Annotated in this window: 20 protein-coding genes, 3 pseudogenes and 1 riboswitch; of the genes and pseudogenes, 13 read left to right on the top strand and 10 right to left on the bottom strand. The window is 34.5% G+C overall.

The genetic code is table 11. The annotated features are described in order from the left end of the window. On the top strand, positions 1-501 hold a 501-nt coding region (locus C564_RS0127015), incomplete at its 5' end, for a serine hydrolase domain-containing protein (protein WP_018767516.1). 542 nt (positions 502-1,043) lie between these two features. Here C564_RS0127015 and C564_RS0127010 read toward each other — a convergent pair. After that, complete coding sequence (locus tag C564_RS0127010) at positions 1,044-1,244, bottom strand: DUF1657 domain-containing protein (protein WP_003198197.1); 201 nt, start codon at positions 1,242-1,244, stop codon at positions 1,044-1,046. 371 nt (positions 1,245-1,615) lie between these two features. Between C564_RS0127010 and C564_RS0127005 the strand changes: the two genes are divergently transcribed. The 3 genes from C564_RS0127005 to C564_RS0126995 all read left to right on the top strand — a co-directional run bounded on the left by C564_RS0127005 (position 1,616) and on the right by C564_RS0126995 (position 3,971). Then, positions 1,616-2,842, top strand: coding sequence for a phospholipase D-like domain-containing protein (locus C564_RS0127005; RefSeq protein WP_003207494.1), 1,227 nt, complete (start codon positions 1,616-1,618; stop codon positions 2,840-2,842). A 25-nt stretch (positions 2,843-2,867) separates the two neighbouring features. Then, a complete protein-coding gene (locus tag C564_RS35520; RefSeq protein WP_003198201.1) occupies positions 2,868-3,128 on the top strand; it encodes an NUDIX domain-containing protein in 261 nt (86 codons plus the stop codon). Positions 3,129-3,482: 354 nt separating this feature from the next. Further along, the gene (locus C564_RS0126995; protein WP_003198206.1) at positions 3,483-3,971 is read left to right on the top strand and encodes a DinB family protein; all 489 of its coding nucleotides are present in this window, start codon (positions 3,483-3,485) and stop codon (positions 3,969-3,971) included. A 164-nt stretch (positions 3,972-4,135) separates the two neighbouring features. Here C564_RS0126995 and C564_RS33800 read toward each other — a convergent pair. Next, positions 4,136-4,616 (bottom strand): annotated as a pseudogene (locus C564_RS33800) (NUDIX hydrolase). A 198-nt stretch (positions 4,617-4,814) separates the two neighbouring features. Between C564_RS33800 and C564_RS37800 the strand changes: the two are divergent. Further along, a pseudogene (locus C564_RS37800) lies at positions 4,815-5,141 on the top strand (ADP-ribosyltransferase); the annotation flags it as partial. 54 nt (positions 5,142-5,195) lie between these two features. On the opposite strand, the pseudogene C564_RS37795 reads toward C564_RS37800, so the two are convergent. Beyond that, positions 5,196-5,385 (bottom strand): annotated as a pseudogene (locus C564_RS37795) (Tn3 family transposase); the annotation flags it as partial. A gap of 26 nt (positions 5,386-5,411) precedes the next feature. Next, complete coding sequence (gene pssA, locus C564_RS0126980) at positions 5,412-5,903, bottom strand: CDP-diacylglycerol--serine O-phosphatidyltransferase (protein WP_018767515.1); 492 nt, start codon at positions 5,901-5,903, stop codon at positions 5,412-5,414. A gap of 599 nt (positions 5,904-6,502) precedes the next feature. Between pssA and ycaC the strand changes: the two genes are divergently transcribed. After that, positions 6,503-7,138 (top strand): isochorismate family cysteine hydrolase YcaC, encoded by a 636-nt coding sequence (ycaC, locus tag C564_RS0126975; protein ID WP_018767514.1) that lies wholly within the window; start codon positions 6,503-6,505, stop codon positions 7,136-7,138. A 148-nt stretch (positions 7,139-7,286) separates the two neighbouring features. On the opposite strand, the gene C564_RS0126970 is transcribed toward ycaC, so the two are convergent. From C564_RS0126970 to C564_RS0126955, 4 genes are all read right to left on the bottom strand, one after another. Then, positions 7,287-7,592: an iron-sulfur cluster biosynthesis family protein gene (locus tag C564_RS0126970; RefSeq protein ID WP_018767513.1), complete on the bottom strand. Its 306-nt coding sequence runs from the start codon at positions 7,590-7,592 to the stop codon at positions 7,287-7,289. Positions 7,593-7,689: 97 nt separating this feature from the next. After that, positions 7,690-8,019: a GNAT family N-acetyltransferase gene (locus C564_RS37790; RefSeq protein ID WP_231382363.1), complete on the bottom strand. Its 330-nt coding sequence runs from the start codon at positions 8,017-8,019 to the stop codon at positions 7,690-7,692. Positions 8,020-8,339: 320 nt separating this feature from the next. After that, on the bottom strand, positions 8,340-9,803 hold the full coding sequence (locus tag C564_RS0126960) for an amino acid permease (RefSeq protein ID WP_018767512.1): 1,464 nt from the start codon (positions 9,801-9,803) through the stop codon (positions 8,340-8,342). A gap of 112 nt (positions 9,804-9,915) precedes the next feature. Next, positions 9,916-10,108: riboswitch (Lysine riboswitch) on the bottom strand. A gap of 358 nt (positions 10,109-10,466) precedes the next feature. Continuing rightward, positions 10,467-11,366: a sulfite exporter TauE/SafE family protein gene (locus C564_RS0126955; protein WP_018767511.1), complete on the bottom strand. Its 900-nt coding sequence runs from the start codon at positions 11,364-11,366 to the stop codon at positions 10,467-10,469. 210 nt (positions 11,367-11,576) lie between these two features. On the opposite strand from C564_RS0126955, the gene C564_RS0126950 reads away from it, so the two are divergent. The 4 genes from C564_RS0126950 (at position 11,577) to C564_RS0126935 (ending at position 15,304) form a co-directional block, all read left to right on the top strand. After that, positions 11,577-12,380: a VOC family protein gene (locus C564_RS0126950; protein ID WP_018767510.1), complete on the top strand. Its 804-nt coding sequence runs from the start codon at positions 11,577-11,579 to the stop codon at positions 12,378-12,380. A 14-nt stretch (positions 12,381-12,394) separates the two neighbouring features. Continuing rightward, entirely contained in the window at positions 12,395-13,336 is a 942-nt protein-coding gene (locus C564_RS0126945) for an aminoglycoside phosphotransferase family protein (protein ID WP_003198230.1), read from the top strand. Positions 13,337-13,350: 14 nt separating this feature from the next. Then, entirely contained in the window at positions 13,351-14,088 is a 738-nt protein-coding gene (locus C564_RS0126940) for a metallophosphoesterase family protein (protein WP_003198232.1), read from the top strand. Between the two features lie 328 nt (positions 14,089-14,416). Further along, positions 14,417-15,304, top strand: a complete 888-nt coding sequence (locus tag C564_RS0126935) for a DMT family transporter (protein WP_003198234.1) — start codon at positions 14,417-14,419, stop codon at positions 15,302-15,304. 379 nt (positions 15,305-15,683) lie between these two features. Here C564_RS0126935 and pdxR read toward each other — a convergent pair whose 3' ends face one another. Beyond that, positions 15,684-17,126 (bottom strand): MocR-like pyridoxine biosynthesis transcription factor PdxR, encoded by a 1,443-nt coding sequence (gene pdxR / locus C564_RS0126930; protein ID WP_018767509.1) that lies wholly within the window; start codon positions 17,124-17,126, stop codon positions 15,684-15,686. A gap of 127 nt (positions 17,127-17,253) precedes the next feature. Here pdxR and C564_RS0126925 point away from each other — a divergent pair, with 127 nt between their 5' ends. Beyond that, positions 17,254-18,165, top strand: a complete 912-nt coding sequence (locus C564_RS0126925; protein WP_018767508.1) for a DMT family transporter — start codon at positions 17,254-17,256, stop codon at positions 18,163-18,165. A 146-nt stretch (positions 18,166-18,311) separates the two neighbouring features. On the opposite strand, the gene C564_RS0126920 is transcribed toward C564_RS0126925, so the two are convergent. Continuing rightward, entirely contained in the window at positions 18,312-18,533 is a 222-nt protein-coding gene (locus C564_RS0126920) for a hypothetical protein (RefSeq protein WP_003198239.1), read from the bottom strand. Between the two features lie 400 nt (positions 18,534-18,933). Between C564_RS0126920 and C564_RS0126910 the strand changes: the two genes are divergently transcribed. Beyond that, entirely contained in the window at positions 18,934-20,364 is a 1,431-nt protein-coding gene (locus C564_RS0126910; protein WP_018767506.1) for an Ig-like domain-containing protein, read from the top strand. 528 nt (positions 20,365-20,892) lie between these two features. Next, on the top strand, positions 20,893-21,027 hold a 135-nt coding region (locus C564_RS38100), incomplete at its 3' end, for a helix-turn-helix domain-containing protein (protein ID WP_155896293.1).

Below are 21,027 nucleotides of genomic sequence, written 5' to 3'. Positions count from 1 at the left end.
AGCTATGCGGAAGAGGTTGAAAATCGGATTATTGAACCGCTTGAATTGTTGAATACATTCCTACCTGGCAATTCAAGCGTTATTCCAGGCACCAACCATGCCCGTGGATATGTCCAACCAGACGGAGCAAGTGAGCTAAAAGACGTTACTTATTATAACCCAAGTATAGCTAGCTCGGCTGGAGATATGATTTCTACTGCTGACGACTTAAACAAATTCTTCTCTTACTTACTCAGTGGCAAATTACTGAAGGAACAGCAATTAAAACAAATGCTTACTACAGTTCCTACAGGAAGTGCTGAAATCAGCGGATATGGTCTTGGAATCTATGAAACTAAGCTTCCAAACGGTGTCTCGATATGGGGACACACAGGTAGCATTCCAGGGTTTGTTACTCTTGTTGGGGGTACACTTGGAGGCAAGCATACGTTGGCCGTCAATTTGAACAGTATGGGTAAAGCTAACTTTAAAAATATTTTACTTGCTGAATTTAGCAAGTAGGCAAAAAGGAAAACAGGATAAATTTTGTCATATTTTTTATAGTTGAAAATATACCTTTCTGGTTCAAAAACCCCCAACTTACTCTAAAAAATAATTTTTGGGGTTTTTGGAATTCCAGCGGCAATCCGACGCTATTAAGCTAATAAAACAAAAAGCTCCCTAAAATGAAAAAATACGTCATCCTTTCCTATTGGAGTGCCCCCTGAGAAAGAGACAATAAAAAACACCTCTCTAAATCGTAAGTATCAGTTATGATTTTAATGGAGGTGTTTTTCGTATTATGGATACAATTTCGCTTTAGCTTGATTGGCATGGGGTACCGCCACACATCCATCAACTTAAGAATTTTATAACACACCCAAAACGAAAAAATGTACATCTCCAGATGAAAATGTACATTTTTTTGTTTTAGGATACTTGCTTTTCTTATCTTGATAGTGATGTGGTGAAACCCTTTAATTGTAATCATCATTTTGATAATCGTTATCTAAGCTGAGCACTCTTCCATGTGGACGATATTCTATGTGAAAGGTATTATGTTATTACTTGTACTGAGGCTCTTCTTGTTCAATTTGCTGAAGACGAGGATTTAAAGATTCAATAATTTCTTGAGTTTGTTGTGCTGCACCTTTATATAATTGTTTTGCTTGCTGGTTATCAGTATCAAGAACAAATCCTTCTAGGCATGCTTGAGCACTCTTTAATCCAGCAATAGTTTGTTTAAGTTTAGTGCTTACTGTCATGTAGTATTTCCTCCTTGTAAATGTACTTCAAAATATAGAATGCCTATTTTGTTATCATAGTACGATTTCCAATTTTAGGGTTATTGGAAATGATAACCTTAAATTAGAGTTATGTGAATGAGAAATTTTACAGTTAATTATTCGAAGGAGGATTTTTTTAGCTAATAGATACATGGAATACCGTTAAGTGGTGTTATGTTAACTTAACATGAATAGAATATTCATAAGAAAAATCTACCATGTAAGAATGTGATTTATTTACATATTATATGGTAAAGATTAGCTTCATGGATGGATATGGAATAGTTTTGTCCCGATAACAAAAACTAACAGAAAGAAAACGATACTATATAAAGTAAAGGAGATTAAATATGTTGAAAAAGATAGGGAAAACTTTCCTGGTACTCCTCTTTGTATTTATCGGCGTATGTTTTGTTTTGCTTGTTTGGGATGAAATTGACAGAACAGCAGCTGAAAAAAGTGGGAGATTTGGCCAGCAGCCTAGCCAATATCCTATTCGTCAAAGTGATATTACTATGTATACAGACGGGAAACAGTTAAACAATCAATTATTCTCAGATATAAAGGAAGCAAAACATTACGTGCATATTAACTTTTTCTCTATTGCTGATGATAAAGTAAGTCATCAGTTTCTAGAGTTATTGAGGCAAAAAAGTCAGGAAGGTGTAGAAGTATACTATGCAGTGGACAGGCTAGGTGGAATTTTACTAAAGAAAAAGGAAAGAGAATTATTAGTTAAAAAAGGAGTGCATTTTACGTATTACAATAAGCCTGCTTTCCCTTATCTTTCTTCTTCTTTGGATCATCGGAATCATCGTCGTATTTCAGTTATTGATGGAAAGATTGGGTACATTGGCGGATTTAACATTGGCAAGAAGTATTTAGGAGAAAAAGAAAAACTTGGTTACTGGAGAGATTATCACCTTCAAATACGAGGAGAAGGAGTTCAAGATCTAGAACACCAATTTGTGTTAGACTGGAAGAAAAACTCAGAGAAACCGATTCCGATACATAGTGCGATAAAGGAAAAGGGAGCAACCTCGCATCGATTTACTGCATATTATAGCGGAGAAAAACTTGGGCAAGATTATGCAATGCTGTTTCAACAAGCAAAAGAGTCCATCATTATATTAACACCTTATTTTATACCAAAAGACAGAACTATTTGGAACGCATTAGTAGATGCAAGAAAGAGGGGAGTCCGTGTCAAAATTCTGTTCTCACCTCATTCGGATGCACTGTTAGTTAAAGAAGCAGCGTATCCATATATCCGAAAAGCATTAAAACAGGGAATAGAAGTATATGGTTATAAAAAGGGAGTGTTACACGGTAAAGTATTTTTGATTGATGAAAAAGTATTGATGGTTGGGACCGTGAATTTTGATTCGCGCTCGTTTCATTTAAATGAAGAAATGAACTGTTATATCCATGACCCTGTCTATATTTCGAAAATAAAGCCAGTCATTAATGCAGACTTACAAAATTCAAAGCGAGTAACATCCTCTGACGTCAATCAATTATCTATAAAAGAAAAAATGAAAGAAAAGGTTGCAAAAATGTTTGAGTATTATTTGTAAAAACAAAGTATTTTTATATTAAGGAGTGGTAAACTGTATTTTATTAGAATTTCTAAACATAGAAGAGTACGCTATAAATGACTATTCACCTCTAGGTAGTTCCTTTGTAGCCGCAAATTATAATGATAAATATCTTTTATGCTTCAATATATATCGAAAACAATGGGAATTACCAGCTGGTGGAAGAGAACAAAATGAGTCTTTACGAGAATATGCGGTAAGAGAACTATACGAGGAAACATCACAAAGGGTTCAAAATTTGAAATATGGTTCGATTAAACCGTAAAATTTTAATGCATAATTTTTTGCTATCACAATTCATTGCAACAAAATTATCCAACTACTAATTTAGTTCATTTTTGTCAATCTGTTAATTTCCTTAAATAGAAGAGGTATTAAATATTGCGATACCTCTTCTTCACATACTTATGAACCATAAAATCTAGAGGATGGGATTGCTATGATGGAAATCTTAATATTGTTGGTATTACTTTTTATGCTGTATGAATTGATTAAAATAAAAAATGAACTTAAATTCTTTAGAAATGATGTAAAACATATATTGGAGAAGGAAAATAAAGATATATAATTTAGCTTCTGTTAACGGAGATTATGGTAAATAAATGAGGAGTGATATTAAATGTTAGATGTTTTAAAACAACAGTACAGCTTTATTAGCTCTACCAGAGAAATTCTATTTGCGTTTTTGGAAGAAATCCCACTGCAAAAGTTGCACAGCACAGTTCCAAATTTCGGAAGTGGTAGCATTATACAGACCCATATTCATGTAGCCGATTGCTATCGATACTGGCTTGGATCATTCGCATTTAACCAAAGGCGAGCAGATTTTTCGTTTGCTACTGATTATGAAATTAATCATTCAGATGTCGAGAAAGTTCGCGCCAAATTTGAGTTAGTAGATGAGATTGTACAACGTTTTTTGGATGAATTCCATGCTCGCTGGTTCGAAAATATAGCAAATGAAGTGAAATGGCAAAAAGAACCATGGAGTACAACTCCACTATGGCTTTTAACCCATACCGAGACACATGAATTTCATCATAAAGGACAAATCGTATCAATGGCTCGTCACCTTGGATACAGTCCTCCTAACACAGACCTTGATTAATTCAATTGTACTAAAAAATGATCTACTCTAATGTCTGGCGACACAAATCTCCCTACTCTTACGACACAAAAGTACCAACTGTTTTATTTTTCTATTAAGCTTTATTAATGAATATTATTGATAATATAAAAAGACTTTCTTTGATTTGAAAGTCTTTTATATTGCTATTGTAAAGCACAATCTAATATTTCTTGATAAAGACTGTTCCATTCATGATGATATAAGGATACATCATGAAGATTTACAAACTTACGTTGTGCAGATTCATATTTAGCTTCGAATGGATGTAGTCTTGTTATATGCATTTTGTAAAATACTTGGAAACCAATTTTAGGATAAGGACTATTTTCATTCCAGAGCGGATTTTCACTATGGTCAACGATTATGTACCCCAACAATTCGCATTCTCCCCCTACATAACCTTCTTCCATCGCTTCACGTTTACAGCATTCTTCTGGAGTTTCATCAAATTCAATGTGCCCTCCTGGAAAATCCCATCCTCTTTTAAATCAACCAATAATAATTTATTTTTTGAAAACAAAAGCCGTGTACACTTGTAATTAAATCGTTTTGTGGAAGTTTATTGTTCTTTTCCCAAGTTAATTTAACCCTTGATTCTCCCCAGTTTACATAGGTAGTAGTCAATTTTCTCCCCCCCAGTATCAACAACAATTAACAATTCCCTATTTAAATATCTTAAGTGGTTTAATTTGAAAAATGTTCTTTTCTGTATTATAGAACATTTGTTTATTTTTATCGAATACCAACAGAGTTATTTAACATAGCCTTCTATTAAGTTGGGATTTTTATGGTATTGGGAAAGTTCCTGCAGAAAATGGAAATGTGCTTAAGAAGAAAACAGTACAATTTTTTGAGAATTTGAATCTGAATGGTGGATCTAAAAAGCCTCTTAGCAATTTAGTGGAAGCGCATGAATGGGGGAGTAAGCATTTTGATAGTTGGATAGAATCTTTAACTGAAAGTGAAAGAAGTGCTATTAGACAATATACTGGGGATGATTATAGAAAAATTAATAATTATCTTAGGGGAATCGCAGACTCTTTGGATGGTGTAGAATCAAGTGTAATTGATAATATTAAAAGCGGTTTAAATAAAGCAAGTGTTCCCTACGATATACAAGTATATCGTGGAACTGATTTAAAATCATTTGAAAATCTAATGAGCCGATTTTTTTACTTTAAGAAAAAATCGGCTCTCATTTTGCTAAGTTTGTTGCAATGGACGAAGAGATTCCAATGTTGTCATATCTTTTACATTAAATCGATATTCTCCAAAAAAGTTTATATGCTCCCAGCCCAAGTGGTGAAATATGTTCTAGCAATTCCTCATTGAAATCATACTTACTCTTTAATACTTCTATAGTCTTACTCAAATAAACGATATTCCATAAAGTCTTGATGGCGATGGGCGGGACTTCAATTAAAGTTTTTTAAACCTAATTGGACTTACCATTAAGAGAGCGAGGATTAATGTAATCCATGCATTACTATATAAAAACAATCCCATACCAGCCAATGGTAATCCAGCAGCTGGAATAGGTAATCCCTTAAAATATCCAATGGTTGGTTTAACACTAAATTTAGCTAATCTTAAAGCACCCATCGTTGGGAAAAGGATAAATGCCAAAGAAGTTAAAATAGATGGTGTTGCTATCGAATGAAATAAAAGTGCAGGAGCAACTCCGAAACTAACAATATCAGCTAAGGAATCCAATTCTACACCAAACTCACTGTTCACTTTTAATTTTCTCGCGATCCTTCCATCAAGAAGATCTAAAACAGCTGAAAAGAAAATAAAAATGGAGGCTACTTCCAAATAGTCACTCATATTCATGGTAATTGAAAAAACACCGCACAATAAATTTCCGATCGTAAATAAATTGGGTACAGCTTTTACTATCTGATTGAACAAGGTTGTCCCCCCTAAGTTGATCAAACTTCACATTTATGTAGCATTTTCTATATATTCTTCCGTTATTCTTAAAAATATATGACCACTGTACGCTAAGTAAATTTCGACAAGAGAAAAGCCGATTTCCTGTACGTTATGTTGGTTTATAAAAATGTTTGATCATGGGTAAGTCTATTACTGTTGATTTACCTAATATAAAAAGCCTGTTTTGAAAAAAAGATTAATCAAAACAGGCTCTAAAATAGAAAAGGGGAAAGAGGAGAGAGGTAAAAACTTGAAAAGTGTAATTTGATGTAAGGTTCTCAGTTTATGAATATAGAATGCAGTAATCCCCTTATTAAAAGAAATTTTGATTATATTGTAATTATGATGCATGAAATTATTTTAGTGTAAACAAAGAAAAGGTACCTCCTGCTGCAAAGTACCTTTTCCAAGGGATATAACTCATTATCTAAACGATCGATGGTCATTTTATTGAGAAATAAATCAATTACTTAACAATAAAAGGAAAATGATTGTAACAAGCGAATGAGATTTAAGAAGAATTTACCGATATATGAACTTTCTTCTATTACATTAGTTTAAGGAGGACTATAAAAATGTCTGATCTTTATTCTCGTCTTTCCAAAAATGATGCCGCTGTTCTTCTAGTGGATCATCAAACTGGTCTTATTTCCAGCCTAGTGCGTGATTATGGTGTTGATGAATTTAAGAACAATGTTTTGGCTCTTGCTAATACCGCTAAGTTTTTTGATTTACCAGTTATTTTAACAACAAGCTTTGAAAGCGGACCGAACGGCCCACTAATGCATGAATTGGTTGAGCTCTTTCCTGGTGCGCCAAAAATAGCTCGGCCTGGACAAATTAATGCATGGGACAATGAAGAATTTGTTAAAGCCATCGAAGCAACAGGTAAAAAGCAACTAATTATCGCAGGGGTTGTTACTGATGTTTGTGTTGCGTTCCCAGCACTATCTGCTGTAAACGCAGGATATGAGGTATTCGTTGTAACTGATGCATCAGGGACTTTTAGTAAACAAGTTGCAGATGCTGCCCTTATGCGTATGGCTCATGGAGGAGTCCAATTAATGAACTGGTTTAGCGTTGCAGCAGAATTACATCGTGACTGGCGAAATGACGTTGAAGGTTTTGGAGCTTTACTTGCTAAACATCTTCCTAGTTATCAAAATATCATGGAAAGCTATATGAGAGCTCAAAGAGAGCTTAGCAAGTAAAATGACTTAATTAATAGTTGTACTGTTTCATTTTTTTCGTTTTGGGTAGCAACCAATTTCTTAACTTGATGGTGATGTATGGTGACTCCTATTAGGCTTGATAAAAATAAAGAATGCCCTTACTTCAGTCAAGAAACAGGGGCATTCTTCATTTTTTAATTGATAATCCATATACAAGTGTTTCGCTAGGAGTCGTAATACTAAAACCTGTCATTTTATAATCAAGCTTTAATGTATTTCCTATATAGTCTTTTGTAAAACCATCCATTTGAATAATAAGTTGCTCATCTTCATAAGCGATTTCATTTGGATTATACTCATCGAAAATTAAATCAACATCAACAAATATACTACAAGAATTTGTCATTGTACCTCTAATACGTATGATGTTTTTGTTATTTGCGTTTAATTTATGTAATACGGCTTTTGCCTCATCAGTTACGCGAATGTTCATGGAATCCCAACCTTTGTTTATAGTTCTTATTCTATTATTGCAAAAACATTAGAAATAGGGAAGTAAAGGGTTTCAATGAATGATAAACGTATAGGGATTACGATTTGAAAAGTAAGGATGGAACCGTAAATGTTTGTGTTAAGCATAACTCGTCATCACTTATTTTCTCAACTTCTTGATACTTTATCTCATTCTTTTGGTAGAACTTTTTCCAAAAGTTCACCGCTGTTTTATTGTTTTTTAATTGCATTACATAATAGGTTCCTTTGTGCTGTTTTAAAAGTTCTAAAATTGCTTGATCTGCTATCCTTTTTCCGCGGTAGGCTTTTAATATGAAAAGATCGTTAATGCAGCAGTCTGTTTCAGGTGCTGTGAATGGTGGTTTCGCGAATAGAAGAAACCCGATATATTTTTCTTCATATGTAATGAAATAAGGAGAAAGCTCATCTCGGTTACAAATAAGTTCAAAAGCATCAAATTCAAAAAATCCATTTTCATTTGAATGAAGGGTAGGGGAGAATTCGGATAAATCATGTAAATATAGAGCATAAAAATTCTTTAATATTTCAAGTTGTTCTGTGGAGACAATTTCTAACGCGACGTTCAGTTTAATCCCATCCTTTTTTAAATAATTCTTCTATGCAGTAAACCATTCGACATAAAGAAAACATATCCTTTGAATGTGAAGGATTCATTCCAATAAAAAAGGTCAGCAAACATGATTGATGTTTGCTGGCCTTTTATCACTTAAAGTTCACATTTATCAAGAGGAATTACTTTTGTTTTCTTTGTAAATTTATATCCTAACCACATCGCAAGGAAGAGAGGTAAGCCGATATAGGAAACAAGTACACCATTCCAATCGATAGACTCGCCTATAAATGCTCCGTAATTTTGTCCTAAAATGACAATGACACAAAGTGCAAATGCGAAGATTGGACCAAATGGGAACCATTTTGCTTTATACGGTAAATCATTTAAATCTTTTCCTTGTGCAATATATGCTTTTCGGAAACGATAATGACTAATAGCAATTCCGACCCATGCAATAAATCCGGACATTCCAGATGCATTTAATAACCAAATATATACAACACCGTCGCCAAATAAGGAAGCTAGGAAAGCGGCACAGCCAACTACTGAAGTTGCGATTAACGCGTTAACAGGTACGCCGCGGCTATTTAATTTACCTAAAAATTTCGGTGCTTTTCCTTGTCTTGCTAAATCCCAAAGCATACGAGCTGATGCGTACATACCTGAGTTACCAGCAGATAAAACTGCAGTTAAAATAACTGCGTTCATAACAGAAGCGGCAAATGCAACTCCTGCTTTTTCAAATACAAGTGTAAATGGACTTACTGTTACATCGCTAGCTGCAAGACTTTCAGTTGTATACGGAATTAATAAACCGATAACAAGTATTGCAAAGATGTAGAATAATAGAATACGCCAAAAGATTGAGCGAATTGCTTTTGGAATGCTACGCTCTGGATCGGCAGTTTCACCAGCAGCTACACCTAATAATTCAGTTCCTTGGAATGAAAAACCAGCAGCCATAAATACACCGATAATTGCCATAATACCACCGTTAAATGGTGCATCTGCAACAGTAAAGTTTTTAAATCCAACAGGTTCGCCACCCATAATACCAAAAATCATCATAAATCCAACGATTAAAAAGATAATAACAGTAGCTACTTTAATAAGTGCGAACCAATATTCCGCTTCACCAAACCCTTTAACAGATAAGTAATTTAAAAGAAACATAATGACTAAACAAAGGCCACTCCAAATAAGGGAAGGTGTATTTGGGAACCAAAACTTCATAATTAATGTTACGGCTGCAAGTTCAGCGGCAATGGTAATTGCCCAGTTATACCAATAATTCCAGCCGAGTGCAAATCCAAGTGATGGATCGACAAATTTTGTCGCGTATGTGCTAAAAGATCCAGTGACAGGCATGTAAGCTGCTAATTCAGCTAAACTTGTCATTAAGAAGTAAACCATAATTCCGATTGCCGCATATGCGATGAGAGCTCCGCCAGGACCTGCTGTGTGAATGACACCACCACTGGCAAGAAATAGTCCAGTACCGATTGTACCGCCGAGAGAAATCATCGTAAGGTGACGAGATTTTAACCCGCGTCTTAATTCACCTTGTCCTTGTGTAGATTGTTTTGTAGAGGTAGCTTGATTCGTTGCGCTATTCATGTTCAACACTCCTTTTCTTGTAAGATTAGGAAGGAACGGGGAGAAAAATACAAAAAACCGCCAAAGGAATTTGGCGGAACGTTTCACAAATAACCACCCCATCATACCCTTCCGTTAAGATAGCACCCCACGTTTACACGGTACTTTGTAAACGTGACAGTTCTGTTCCTGTTTGGAGACAGCCCCAGCTCGTACTTCCAGAGAAGAAATACAAACTTCGGCAGCATTTCCTTTCAAACGGAGTCATTGACATTCTCTGTGTCTAATCCGTTCTACTAATAAAAGCCGCAACCTCTACCTCATCGGATTGATGAGGATTTATTTATTGCTGTGATTTTTAATATATGGCAATTGTAATTAGTTTCTGAAAATATTGCAAGGAATTTTTGTAGGAAAATATCAAAAAAAATCGGTTATTGTATAGGAAACGTTTCAAAATTCCACCCGAACCTACTTGATATGTAAAAAAATGAAGAAAAAATTGTTATACAAATGTTTCGCAAAAAGATATGGAAAATCCTCTAAAATTAAAAGAAAATTCAGAAAAATAAATTTGACATTGATTATAAGCAAAATAAAGAGTGCTAAAGAGATTAAAAAAGGTAAGCAAACTTATCATTTGCTTACCGTAGTATTTCACACCACTTTATAATTATTTCCGTTTTAAGGCAAAACTCGTTTTTGTCCAGTCGTATATCCAACGTTTTGTTTTGTAAGCTGGGAGTGATTTCTAACCGAAATGAAAAGTGCAATGATAACGACAAGACCCGCTGCAATATAGGAAAGGTTAATAATTGTTGGATCCACTTTAAATGATGTAAGCAGTGTCCGGATATTTGTAAAAATAATCAGTCCACCAACGAGTACACCAAGTAAATGTGAAGGTACAATTCGTACTAACCATGCAGCGATTGGAGCGGCGATAATGCCGCCGAGCATAAGAGCAAATACCCAAAACCAGCTTACTTGTTCCCAGCCCAATGAAATGAAAAATCCAATAGTTGCAGCTAATGAGACAGGAAACTCACTCGTATCAACGGAACCAATGACTTTTCTTGCTTCATTTCCACGTGCGAGAAGTACTGGTGTAGTGATAGGTCCCCAGCCACCTCCACCAGTTGAATCAACAAATCCCGCAAACAATCCGAGTGGTATAAGTTGCTTACCAGACATACGTTTATTTGATTGGACAATTTGTTTTTGAATAATAAATCGTAATAAAATATAGACACCTAAAGTAAATAAAAAGATAGAAATGTAAGGTTTAATTAAATCACCTGGTAAATTGCTTAAAAAACAAGCACCAACAAAAGCACCAATTGCACCTGGTAATGTTAGTCTGGAAACAGTGTATTTATCAACGTTTCCAAATCGAATATGAGATACGCCAGAAGCTGCAGTGGTAACAACTTCAGCTAAATGAACAGATGCGGAAGCGACAGCAGGTGCAATGCCAAACATTAATAATAATGAGGAAGACGTTACTCCGTAAGCCATTCCAAGTGCCCCATCAATCAGTTGAGCAAAAAAACCAATAATAGCAAAGACAATTAATTTTTGCATATAAAATCCCCCTGTAATAATAAATAAAAAGGCTCTTTTCTCAAGTGAGAAAAGAGCCTTTGGTTTTTCCAATCAGCTTAACGTTAATTTTTTATTATTATAATGCATATTAATCTCATAAAGCAACTAGGTTTTAAAAGTTTTTTAAATTGATTGAAATAACAGAACAGTTATATAATAAAAGGATGTAAATAAAGGGAGGGGAAAATTATGTTAGCATTTGATCATCTCGTTCATACCGTTAGGTGCACACCAAAGGAAGCAGAAAAGCGAATGGAGGAGCTTGGATTTCATACGGTACAGGGCGGAGAACATACAAACTGGGGGACATGGAATAGTTTATGTTATTTTGACTTATCTTATATTGAATTTTTAGCAGTGCAACATGAAGATACAGCGAAACAAGCGGATAATCCACTTGTTCAGGAAACTGTAGAGAAATTACGAGATAGAGAAGGAATGCTGCAAATTGCTCTTCGTACAGATTATATTGAAGAACTTGCGGTAAGGTTCATGGAAAAAGGGTTACAAGTTGAAGGGCCGTTTGAAGGAAAACGAATGAGAAATGACGGTTATCTTATCGAATGGAAAATGTTATTTGTGGAACAGGAAGATAGTGGACCGAAATTACCTTTCTTTATACAGTGGGAAGAATCTGATGAGAGTAGGCGATTCGATTTACAAGAAGTGGGCGTCATTGTCCCGCATAGCAACGAGGTAAAAGAAATTCAGACAATATATTATGCTGTAAAAAATGCACGTGCAACAGTAGAAAGATGGAAAGAGATACTCGAAGTACAAGTGACTTTACCTGAAATTCATCAAGAATGGAATGCGCTTTGTCAAAGTGTATTGCTTGAAAATGTAAATGTGCAGTTTTGTGAACCTAGTGGTGAAGGGTTCGTGCAAGAATGTTTGTTAAAATATGGAGAACTTCCTTTTGCGGCTGAATTTCAAGGAGCAAATACACAGAAGAAAAAACAACAAATTTTAGGGAATGTATACATATATTAATTGGAGTGGTCTATGTGGAAGAGGTGCTAAGGGAGTTAGAACAACAATTGGATTGGCCTCGTATAGTAAAATGTACTTTGATTCCAAAAGGTTTTTCATTTGATAAAAAATATAAAATTGAATTAGAAAATGATGAACGCTATTTTATTAAAGTGTGTGATATGTCAACTAGTGAACGTAAGCGCGAAGAATATGAATATACGCGTCATTTTGAATCATTAGGTATACCAATACCCAAACCAGTTCATTTTATAAGGCTTGTTAGATTAAATCAATGTGTACAAGTATTTGAATGGGTTAACGGAGAAGATGGTGAAGATATACTTGGAAAGTTGACTGAGAAAGAGCAATATTTGGCTGGAAAAAGGGCGGGAGAAGTCTTAAAGACAATTCATACAGTGAAGAAAAAGAATGTAGAAGAATCTTGGGAAACAGCTCGATGGAATAAATACGAGAGATATTTGCAATTATTAGTGGAATACGAGGTGGATTTTATTGACTTGCAATCGGTGTTAACCTTTGTAGAAAATCATAAGAATTTATTGCGAAATCGTCCTACTGTGTTTCTGCATGATGATTTTCACCCAGCAAATATTATGATTCATCATAATGAATTTCGTTCAGTAATCGATTTTGCGAGGTTTGATTTTGGGGATCCCATTCATGATTTTTATAAAACGGCCTTGTTTACAATTGATATAAGTGAACCATTTGCTGTTGGACAAGTCCATGGGTATTGTGATGGGGAGCCGTCACTTCATTTTTGGAAACTATATTCACTGTATACAGCGATGATTTTTCCAGCAGATATTGTTTGGGCACATAAAGTAACACCAAATTTATTAGATGGAATGAAGGGGAGGTTGAAGCGGATTGTAGACGATCAGAATGATTTTACTTCTTATATTCCAAATTGGTATAAATCTTTTAATAAAGATATAATAAATATAGAATAGTTGGGGGTGTTGATTTGGATAAAATAGCGGTTATTTCAGATATTCATGGTAATATTCCTGCTTTAGAAGCAGTTCTTAAAGACATCAAATTAAAAGGGATAGAACGTATTGTGTGCTTAGGTGATCTAGTAGGGAAAGGGCCACATTCTAGTGAAGCAATTGAGATTATTCGGAAAGAATGTGAGCATGTTGTAATGGGAAATTGGGATGATTTTATTACAAAGCCTAGTGATTTCGAAACATTACAATGGCATCAAAAACAATTATCAGAACAGCAGCGGAATTATTTAAGGGAATTACCATTTTCAATTGAATTTATAATGAGTGGGAAACTAATTAGAATGTTCCATGCATCACCTAGAAGCCTATATGAAAGAGTTCAGCCCGGAGCTCCAATGGAACAACGTGTTAGTTTATTTGAAAATAGTAATCTTACAGAAAACATTGAAGGTGAAAGGAAACCGGATGTCGTTTGCTACGGAGATATTCATCAAGCTTATGTGCAAAATTTTCGTGGGAAAACTTTGTGTAATGCAGGAAGTGTGGGTAACCCGCTTGAGATTACGCAAGCCTCTTATTTGATTTTTGAAGGTGTATATGGCCAAAAAGAGGCAGCAAGTTTCTCAATTCAACTTGTAAGAGTTCCTTATGATATAGAGCTTGCGATCCGATTGGCTAGAGAAGAAGAAATGCCTGAGATTGATGCGTACATACAAGAATTGACGACAGCTAAGTATCGGGGATTAAAGTAGAATTGGACAAAATATATTCGATAAATCAACATACAGTTCTGTATAAATACTTAAAAATATTAACTATAGGGGAGGGAATATTCTAAAATAATTATTTTAGAATATTTAAAATAAAAAGTTAGATAAATGATTGGGAGAGTAATTATAACTTCTAAATAGAGAGAATTAGAAATAGCGAAATCATTAGATACAATGATTTTTCTCCAAATAGGCATGGTTAAAAATCCTTAGGTTAGGTTGGCAGCTCATGTCTGTATTCAAAAGGTGTATAGTAACCTTAATAAATGATGAAATATGCTAAAAGTTAAAAACTAACGAGGGAATAGAGATGAAAATACAATTAAAGGCGGATTTAATGTTACTATTGGTTACATTTTTTTGGGGGGCATCCATCTTACTTACAAAAATTGGCCTCAATTACATGCAAGAATATAATTTAATCTCATTACGTTTTATTATTGCTTTTCTTTTGTCAGGTATAGTGTTTTATAAGCATTTAATCAAAATTGATTTTAGAACTATTAAATATGCTTTTATATTAGCTGTTATCTTGTTTATAGTTTATATTTTTGCGACTTTTGGTACAAAGTATACATCGGTTTCTAATGCTGGTTTTTTAATGAGTCTTACAGTGATATTTATTCCAGTATTATCATCTATCTTTTTAAAACAAAGACCTGAAAAAAAAGTTATATTGGGAGTTGTTTTAACAATAGTAGGGATAGGGTTATTAACGTTAAATAGCCAATTAAAAATAGGTTATGGCGATATATTATGTATTTTATGTGCTCTATTTTATGCAGTCCATATCATTATTACTGGAACAATAACGAAGCAGGTTAATTCAATTAGCCTTGGAGTTTTACAACTTGGTTTTGTCGGTCTATTTAGTAGTATTTTCTCAATGTTTATGGAAAATCCTAAACTTCCTAGTACTGTTGAATCATGGTTTTCAATCTTAGTATTAAGCATATTTTGTACAGCAATGGCTTTCATTGTTCAAATCATTGCACAGCAATATACGAGTCCTACACATACAGGTCTTATTTTTTCATTAGAACCTGTTTTTTCAGCGGGTTTTGCTTTCGTTTTCACAGGTGAAACTCTCACCGCTAAAGGTTATTTAGGTGCAACTCTTATATTATTAAGTGTAGTAATCGCTGAACTAGATTTTAAAAGTTTATTAAAAACAAATTATAAAAAAAATATAGGATAGATGTTTTTTAGAATACGTTCAAGTTGAGAATATTCATTTATATCATTTTAGCTCATATAAATCAGATTTACTTTTGATAAGTAGTTTTATGCTAATAGTTAGTGTTTGTAGCAAATAGGGTATAATTTTTATAGCAATAAAAATCAACGATAAAATTTCTTAATGTTTTGTAAATATCTAACTGAGGTGGACTATTTTTGAAAAAATGTGCTTATGAATTTCTAAAAATAAAAACTTTAAGTAAATCACATTTGATTATAGTAACAAAAAGGTATTTTCACGTCTAGAAAGCACACAGTTATTTGTTATAGTTTCATACTTGTTTCCGTAGTCTAAAGCATTTTTCATGGAGCATTAATGCTCCATGAAAAATGTTTTTTTATTTTTGACAAAATTCAATGGCGGTATGTAAACGAGAAATTCCGTCCTCTATTTGATTGATATTTACTTTCCCATACGATAACCGAATATAGCCATCTTTTGCTCCAAAAATACTGCCAGGCATAAAGGCTACTTGCTGTTTTAAACTTTGCATTATAAGCTGTTTTTCGTTAATAGGCTCCTTTAATTTTCCCCATATGTAAATCCCGCCATTAGGATTTGAAAAAGAAATCTTATCTTGAAGATAATAATTTAGGGCATCGACAATGACATCTCTTTTTTGTGCTAACTGATTGCGTAATTGTGTTATATGCGTATCAAATGGAACAGTTTCAAAAAATTGCTGCATGAGCCATTGAGGAAATATACTCAGTCCTAATTCCATTTGATGCCGTGCATCTGATAACCGTTCTACTACTGACTGTGGAGCAACAAGCCAACCGATACGAAGGCCAGGTGCAATCATTTTGGATAGTGAATGCACATAGATGACGGTTCCATTTTCATCAATGGATTTTAAAGTAGGGCAAGGCTGTTTATTTTCTAATGTTAATAAACTAGATGGATCATCCTCAACGATTGGAATACGTAGGTCTGCGCATAACGATAAAAGTTTTTTTCTTCGATTTGGATGAAGCATCGTACCTGTTGGGTTTTGGAAATTTGGATTTAAAAAAATCATTTTAATTCGGTGCTTTCGATATAGTTCATGCACATCTTCAGGATTCACTCCATGTTCATCAACAGGTAACGGGAAAATACGAATCCCCGCTGATTGGAAGAGGGGTAATGAATAGCAATGTGAGGGGCTTTCAAATGCTACCGCATCACCTGGGTTTAATAAGCATTGAACGATAAGATGAAGCGCTTGTTGTGCCCCAGAAGTAATCATAATCGATTGTTCTGTTGCTTCAATTTTTAGATAATCTCTCATATATTTCGCTGCCGCTTGTCTTAATGGTAGATAGCCTAGTGGATGATCATAGCTAAGTGATTGCGTTAAAGGTTGCTCACGTAAAATGCTTTGTAACTGTTCATGGGGAAACAGGTTACAACCAAGTTCTCCATTTGCGAAATCAATTATATTTTCATTTTGCTGGACTTGCTCTCGAATATGTCGAAGTAGTGGTAAATTCGGTAAAAAAGTACCACCTTCTACGAATCCTCTCCAGTTCGGTGTTAATGTTGGAGAAACGCCCCACATATGTGTACTTACACGTGTACCTCTTCCAGTTGTGCTGTCCACAATTCCCATAGCACGCAGTTCATTATAAGCAGTTGTAACAGTACTTCTGTTTACATTCAGTTGGATTGCTAATTTTCGTTCCGAAGGGAGAAAGCTACCAGGATGAAGCTCTCCGTACATAATACGTCTTTCAATAAAATCAACAACTTGTTGATAAATCGGAATCTTGCTGTCATTATCTAACTTCCATTCCATTTATAACGTCCCCTTATTCTTTATCTAGTTTCATTATAACAAATTGGCTGGGTGAAAAAACAGCCAATTGGACGGTGTGGTATCCAGCCAATTTTACTATGCTAAGGTAGTGGAAGGGGAGATTCGGATGAAACGATGGCAAATGGAATGGCTCCTAATATCAGTTGCTTTAGTATGGGGAGCGAATTATACAATTGGAAAATATGGAGTGGCGTATATGTCAGCCATTCAATTTAATAGTTTACGATTTTTAGTTGCATCTCCGGTATTATTATTGATTACATTTTTTATGGAACGATCGCTACGAATTGAGAGAAAAGATTGGTTAAGATTATTAGTAGTTGGGATAGTTGGAACAACATTGTATCAAACATTATTTATGTTATCTGTAAAATATACATCAGCAACAAATGCGTCACTATTAATTGCGATGTCACCTATTTTTACAGGGATTTTAGCAGTGTTACACAAACAAGAACGTTTTTCGATGAAGATTCAAATCGGTTCTTTATTATCCTTTAGCGGCGCAGCACTTGTTTTATTAACAGGGCATACGAATCAATCTACATATGAGTATGCTTGGCTTGGAAATTTAATTGGATTAGTTGCTGCGATTGCTTGGGGTTGGTATCCAATTCTTGCACAGCCACTTATTACAAAATATTCGGCAATGCGAGTAACATCTTGGTCTACATTAATTGGCATTGTGCCACTTGTCGTATATTGTTTATTCAACGTAAATACACTAACATGGCCGACAGATACGTTAAGCTGGGGTTCATTAGGTTATTCAATCCTCTTTGCAACAGTCTTTGGACTAGCGATGTGGTACGTTGGTATTAGCAAAATTGGCTCTACAAAAGTAATGGTCTATATGTATCTTGTCCCGTTGTTTGCTGTCATTTTTGCCGCAGTAACAATTGGAGAAAGAATAAATACGATGCAATTGCTTGGCGGACTTGTTATATTTATTGGTTTGTACGTTGTGAAAAAAGTAGCGGTAAAAAAGCCCGCTTTCAATTTGAAAAAAGTAAGTTAATGTAAAAATGACCTCTTTCTATGAAAGAGGTCATTTTTATTTTTGTAAAGATAGCGCTTGTTTCACTGCCCATTGTTTTATAATTTATATAGAAATATACGTATGGAATTGTAACATAGGGCTTTTTTCAAAGCCCTATGTTTATTCTAATTAGCTTCAATTCTAAGTGCTTGAATATCACGACAGTCCAAAACAATTACAGAGCCAGGTTCTGTTGTGTTATCCACAAAGGTTGCGCAAAAATTATCTGGATTAAAGTTAGTAAAAATAAGATCCTCTAGTGTTGTTCCTGTAAGAAAAACATCTACTTCTGTACCTAACTGTAATCTTTCTAATTGTTCGCAGGCACATTTTGTATGCTTAGTCATATGAAAAACCTCCTTTTCTCGATTTACTATTAATATATTAATCAATCAAATAGAATGTTTGGATTAATAACCCAGTAATACTAATTATTTTGCTAGTTTATATTTTTAAATGTACAGGGCGTGGAAATGAAGGAAGCTGAAGATGCAAAAAAGGTTACAGCATTTTATTATACAAATCAAAAAGTAGAATCGGAATTGAAACGTAAAATAGAAAGGACAGATATTGCAGTTAAAGATGTATTATAGGGTTTTGTGAGATGAAAAAGTTAGTTCCTCTGTAGATTTGGTTCTATTTTGTTAGTTTAATAAACTAATTATTATATTATAGAAAATTAATAATATATCATGGTAAAATATACTATATAAATATTGATTATTACATAGATTGGAGAATGGCAGAATGAAATTAAACTTACTAAAAGTGGGGGTACTGACTAGTTTTATGCTTTTATGTTGGTCTTATGAAGAGGTTCCCGCTTCTGCAGCATCTACGTGTGGGCCGTACGGTCAAATTAAGCCGAATCAAAATCCCTCTCGTCAGCACATGAATTGCTTACTAACGAACGCAGCATTAAAAGCAAATGTTCCTCCTGAAGTTGTAAAAGCTGTGGCTGCACAAGAAAGTGGCTGGAAACAATTTGATGGAAACGGCCGGCCAATCATAGCGCAAGACGGCGGAATTGGGATTATGCAAATTACAAATCAGTCCAAGTACGATCAACAAAAGTTAAAATACGATATTGAGTATAATATTCAAGCGGGTGTTGAAGTTCTTCGTGGTATGTATCAGCGAACGGATCTTCCTAAGATAAAGTCTGCTGGACCAGAAGTAATTGAAAACTGGTACTTCCCTGTTATGGCTTATAATGGAACAAAACCTGCAAATAACCCTTTATATAAGGCTAATGGCCAGAAAAATTCAAACGCTTATCAAGAAAAAGTATTTGCTATTCTTGAACAATACAGTTTTTTAAATGATACGAAATTGGCACAGTTCCCTTTCCGTACAGCTGATTTCGAATATGACCCTAACACTAGCAAAAATATTGTATTTAAAAAGAAAGAGTACACACTAACAGGTTTACATCCCTCTACATACCATTTTAAAACAGGCGACCAAGTACTTGTAACAAGAGATGGAGTGAACTTAAGATCCAAACCTACTTCCGCATCAAGTGGGAAGCCGTTAAGCAAAAATACCAACTTGATTATTCAGGGGAACTTTGCATATGATGAATCTTTAAACAGTAATAATCAGTTTGTATGGTATCCAGTCAAAACGGCAGATCAAAAACTAGTAGGTTATATTTCTTCTGCGTACATTATGAAAAAAGGTGTACCTTTACCTCCAAAGGTGAATGCGGTCACAGATAAAGATAAGGTAGTGACAGGAACAGCTGACCCTAATTCTAGTATCTCTGTAAAATCTGGAACGACATTTATTGGTAAAGGAAAAGCGAATTCACAAGGAGTATTCTCAATTGTGATACCTGTACAAAAAGCAGGGACAAGAATAAGTGTAATAGTAAAGGATAGTGCAGGCAATAGCAGCCCATTTACAACAATAAGCGTACTAGATAAAACACCTCCAACTATCCCAAATGTAAATAAACTGACCAGTAAGGATACAGTGATAACAGGAACAACTGAGCCTAATACAGATGTGAATGTAAAAGTGGGTTCAACTCTTATTGGTAAAGGAAAGGCAAACTCAAAAGGACAGTTTTCAATTAAGATACCAGTACAAAAAATGGGAACGAGAGTAAGCGTAGTAGTAAGAGATAGTGCGGGGAATTATAGCCCATCCAAGGTAATAGAAGTAAGTAAGTAAGTAAGTAAGTAAGTAAGTAAGTAAGTAAGTAAGTAAAATATGTGAAATATTCACAAGTAGGATCGAACTTATATAGGTCGGTTCTTTTTGTACTGGCTCTGTTAAAGTAAAATGTTGATAAACGATATTTAAAAAACCACCTGTTTGGGTGTAAGTAGTTCAGATAACATGGAGAAAAAGCCTAATCACAGTATAAATAGCGTATGATTTTGCAACACAATTTGCATATTAAATAACAGTATATTTAGCATATAAAAACGCTTGGGATAATCCAAACGTTTTTATATACTATATTTAAGCTTTATTCAACTAAAGCACCTTTGTTCGTATTTCCTGTTGTACAGATAAGAAGCAGATTTTATGAATTGGCTTATAAGTTGAAGATAGGATAGATTTTTAACAGTACTCCAACAGAAGTCCCCTTCCTCAAGCGCGTGCAGGACATAGTCCAGTGGTAGGGAGGGGAACGTATATTCGTTTCTTTGTTTTTAGGGATCTGAAGCACTACAGTGAAAAAAGAGGAAGGTGATGACAATGTTGTTGAGCCAAAAATATGAAATTTTACCAACGAAAGAACAGAAAGAAATGTTAGAACGTTGGCTACAATATTGTCGTCAAACCTATAACTCTGCTCTTTTAGATAAACAGAGAAAATATAAAGAA

Origin of the sequence: Bacillus sp. 105MF, from assembly GCF_000374885.1 — a bacterium.
In the GTDB taxonomy this organism is placed as follows: domain Bacteria; phylum Bacillota; class Bacilli; order Bacillales; family Bacillaceae_G; genus Bacillus_A; species Bacillus_A pseudomycoides.
The sequence above is the reverse complement of the archived record's forward strand: the minus strand, read 5'-3'. Positions and strand labels throughout refer to the sequence as shown.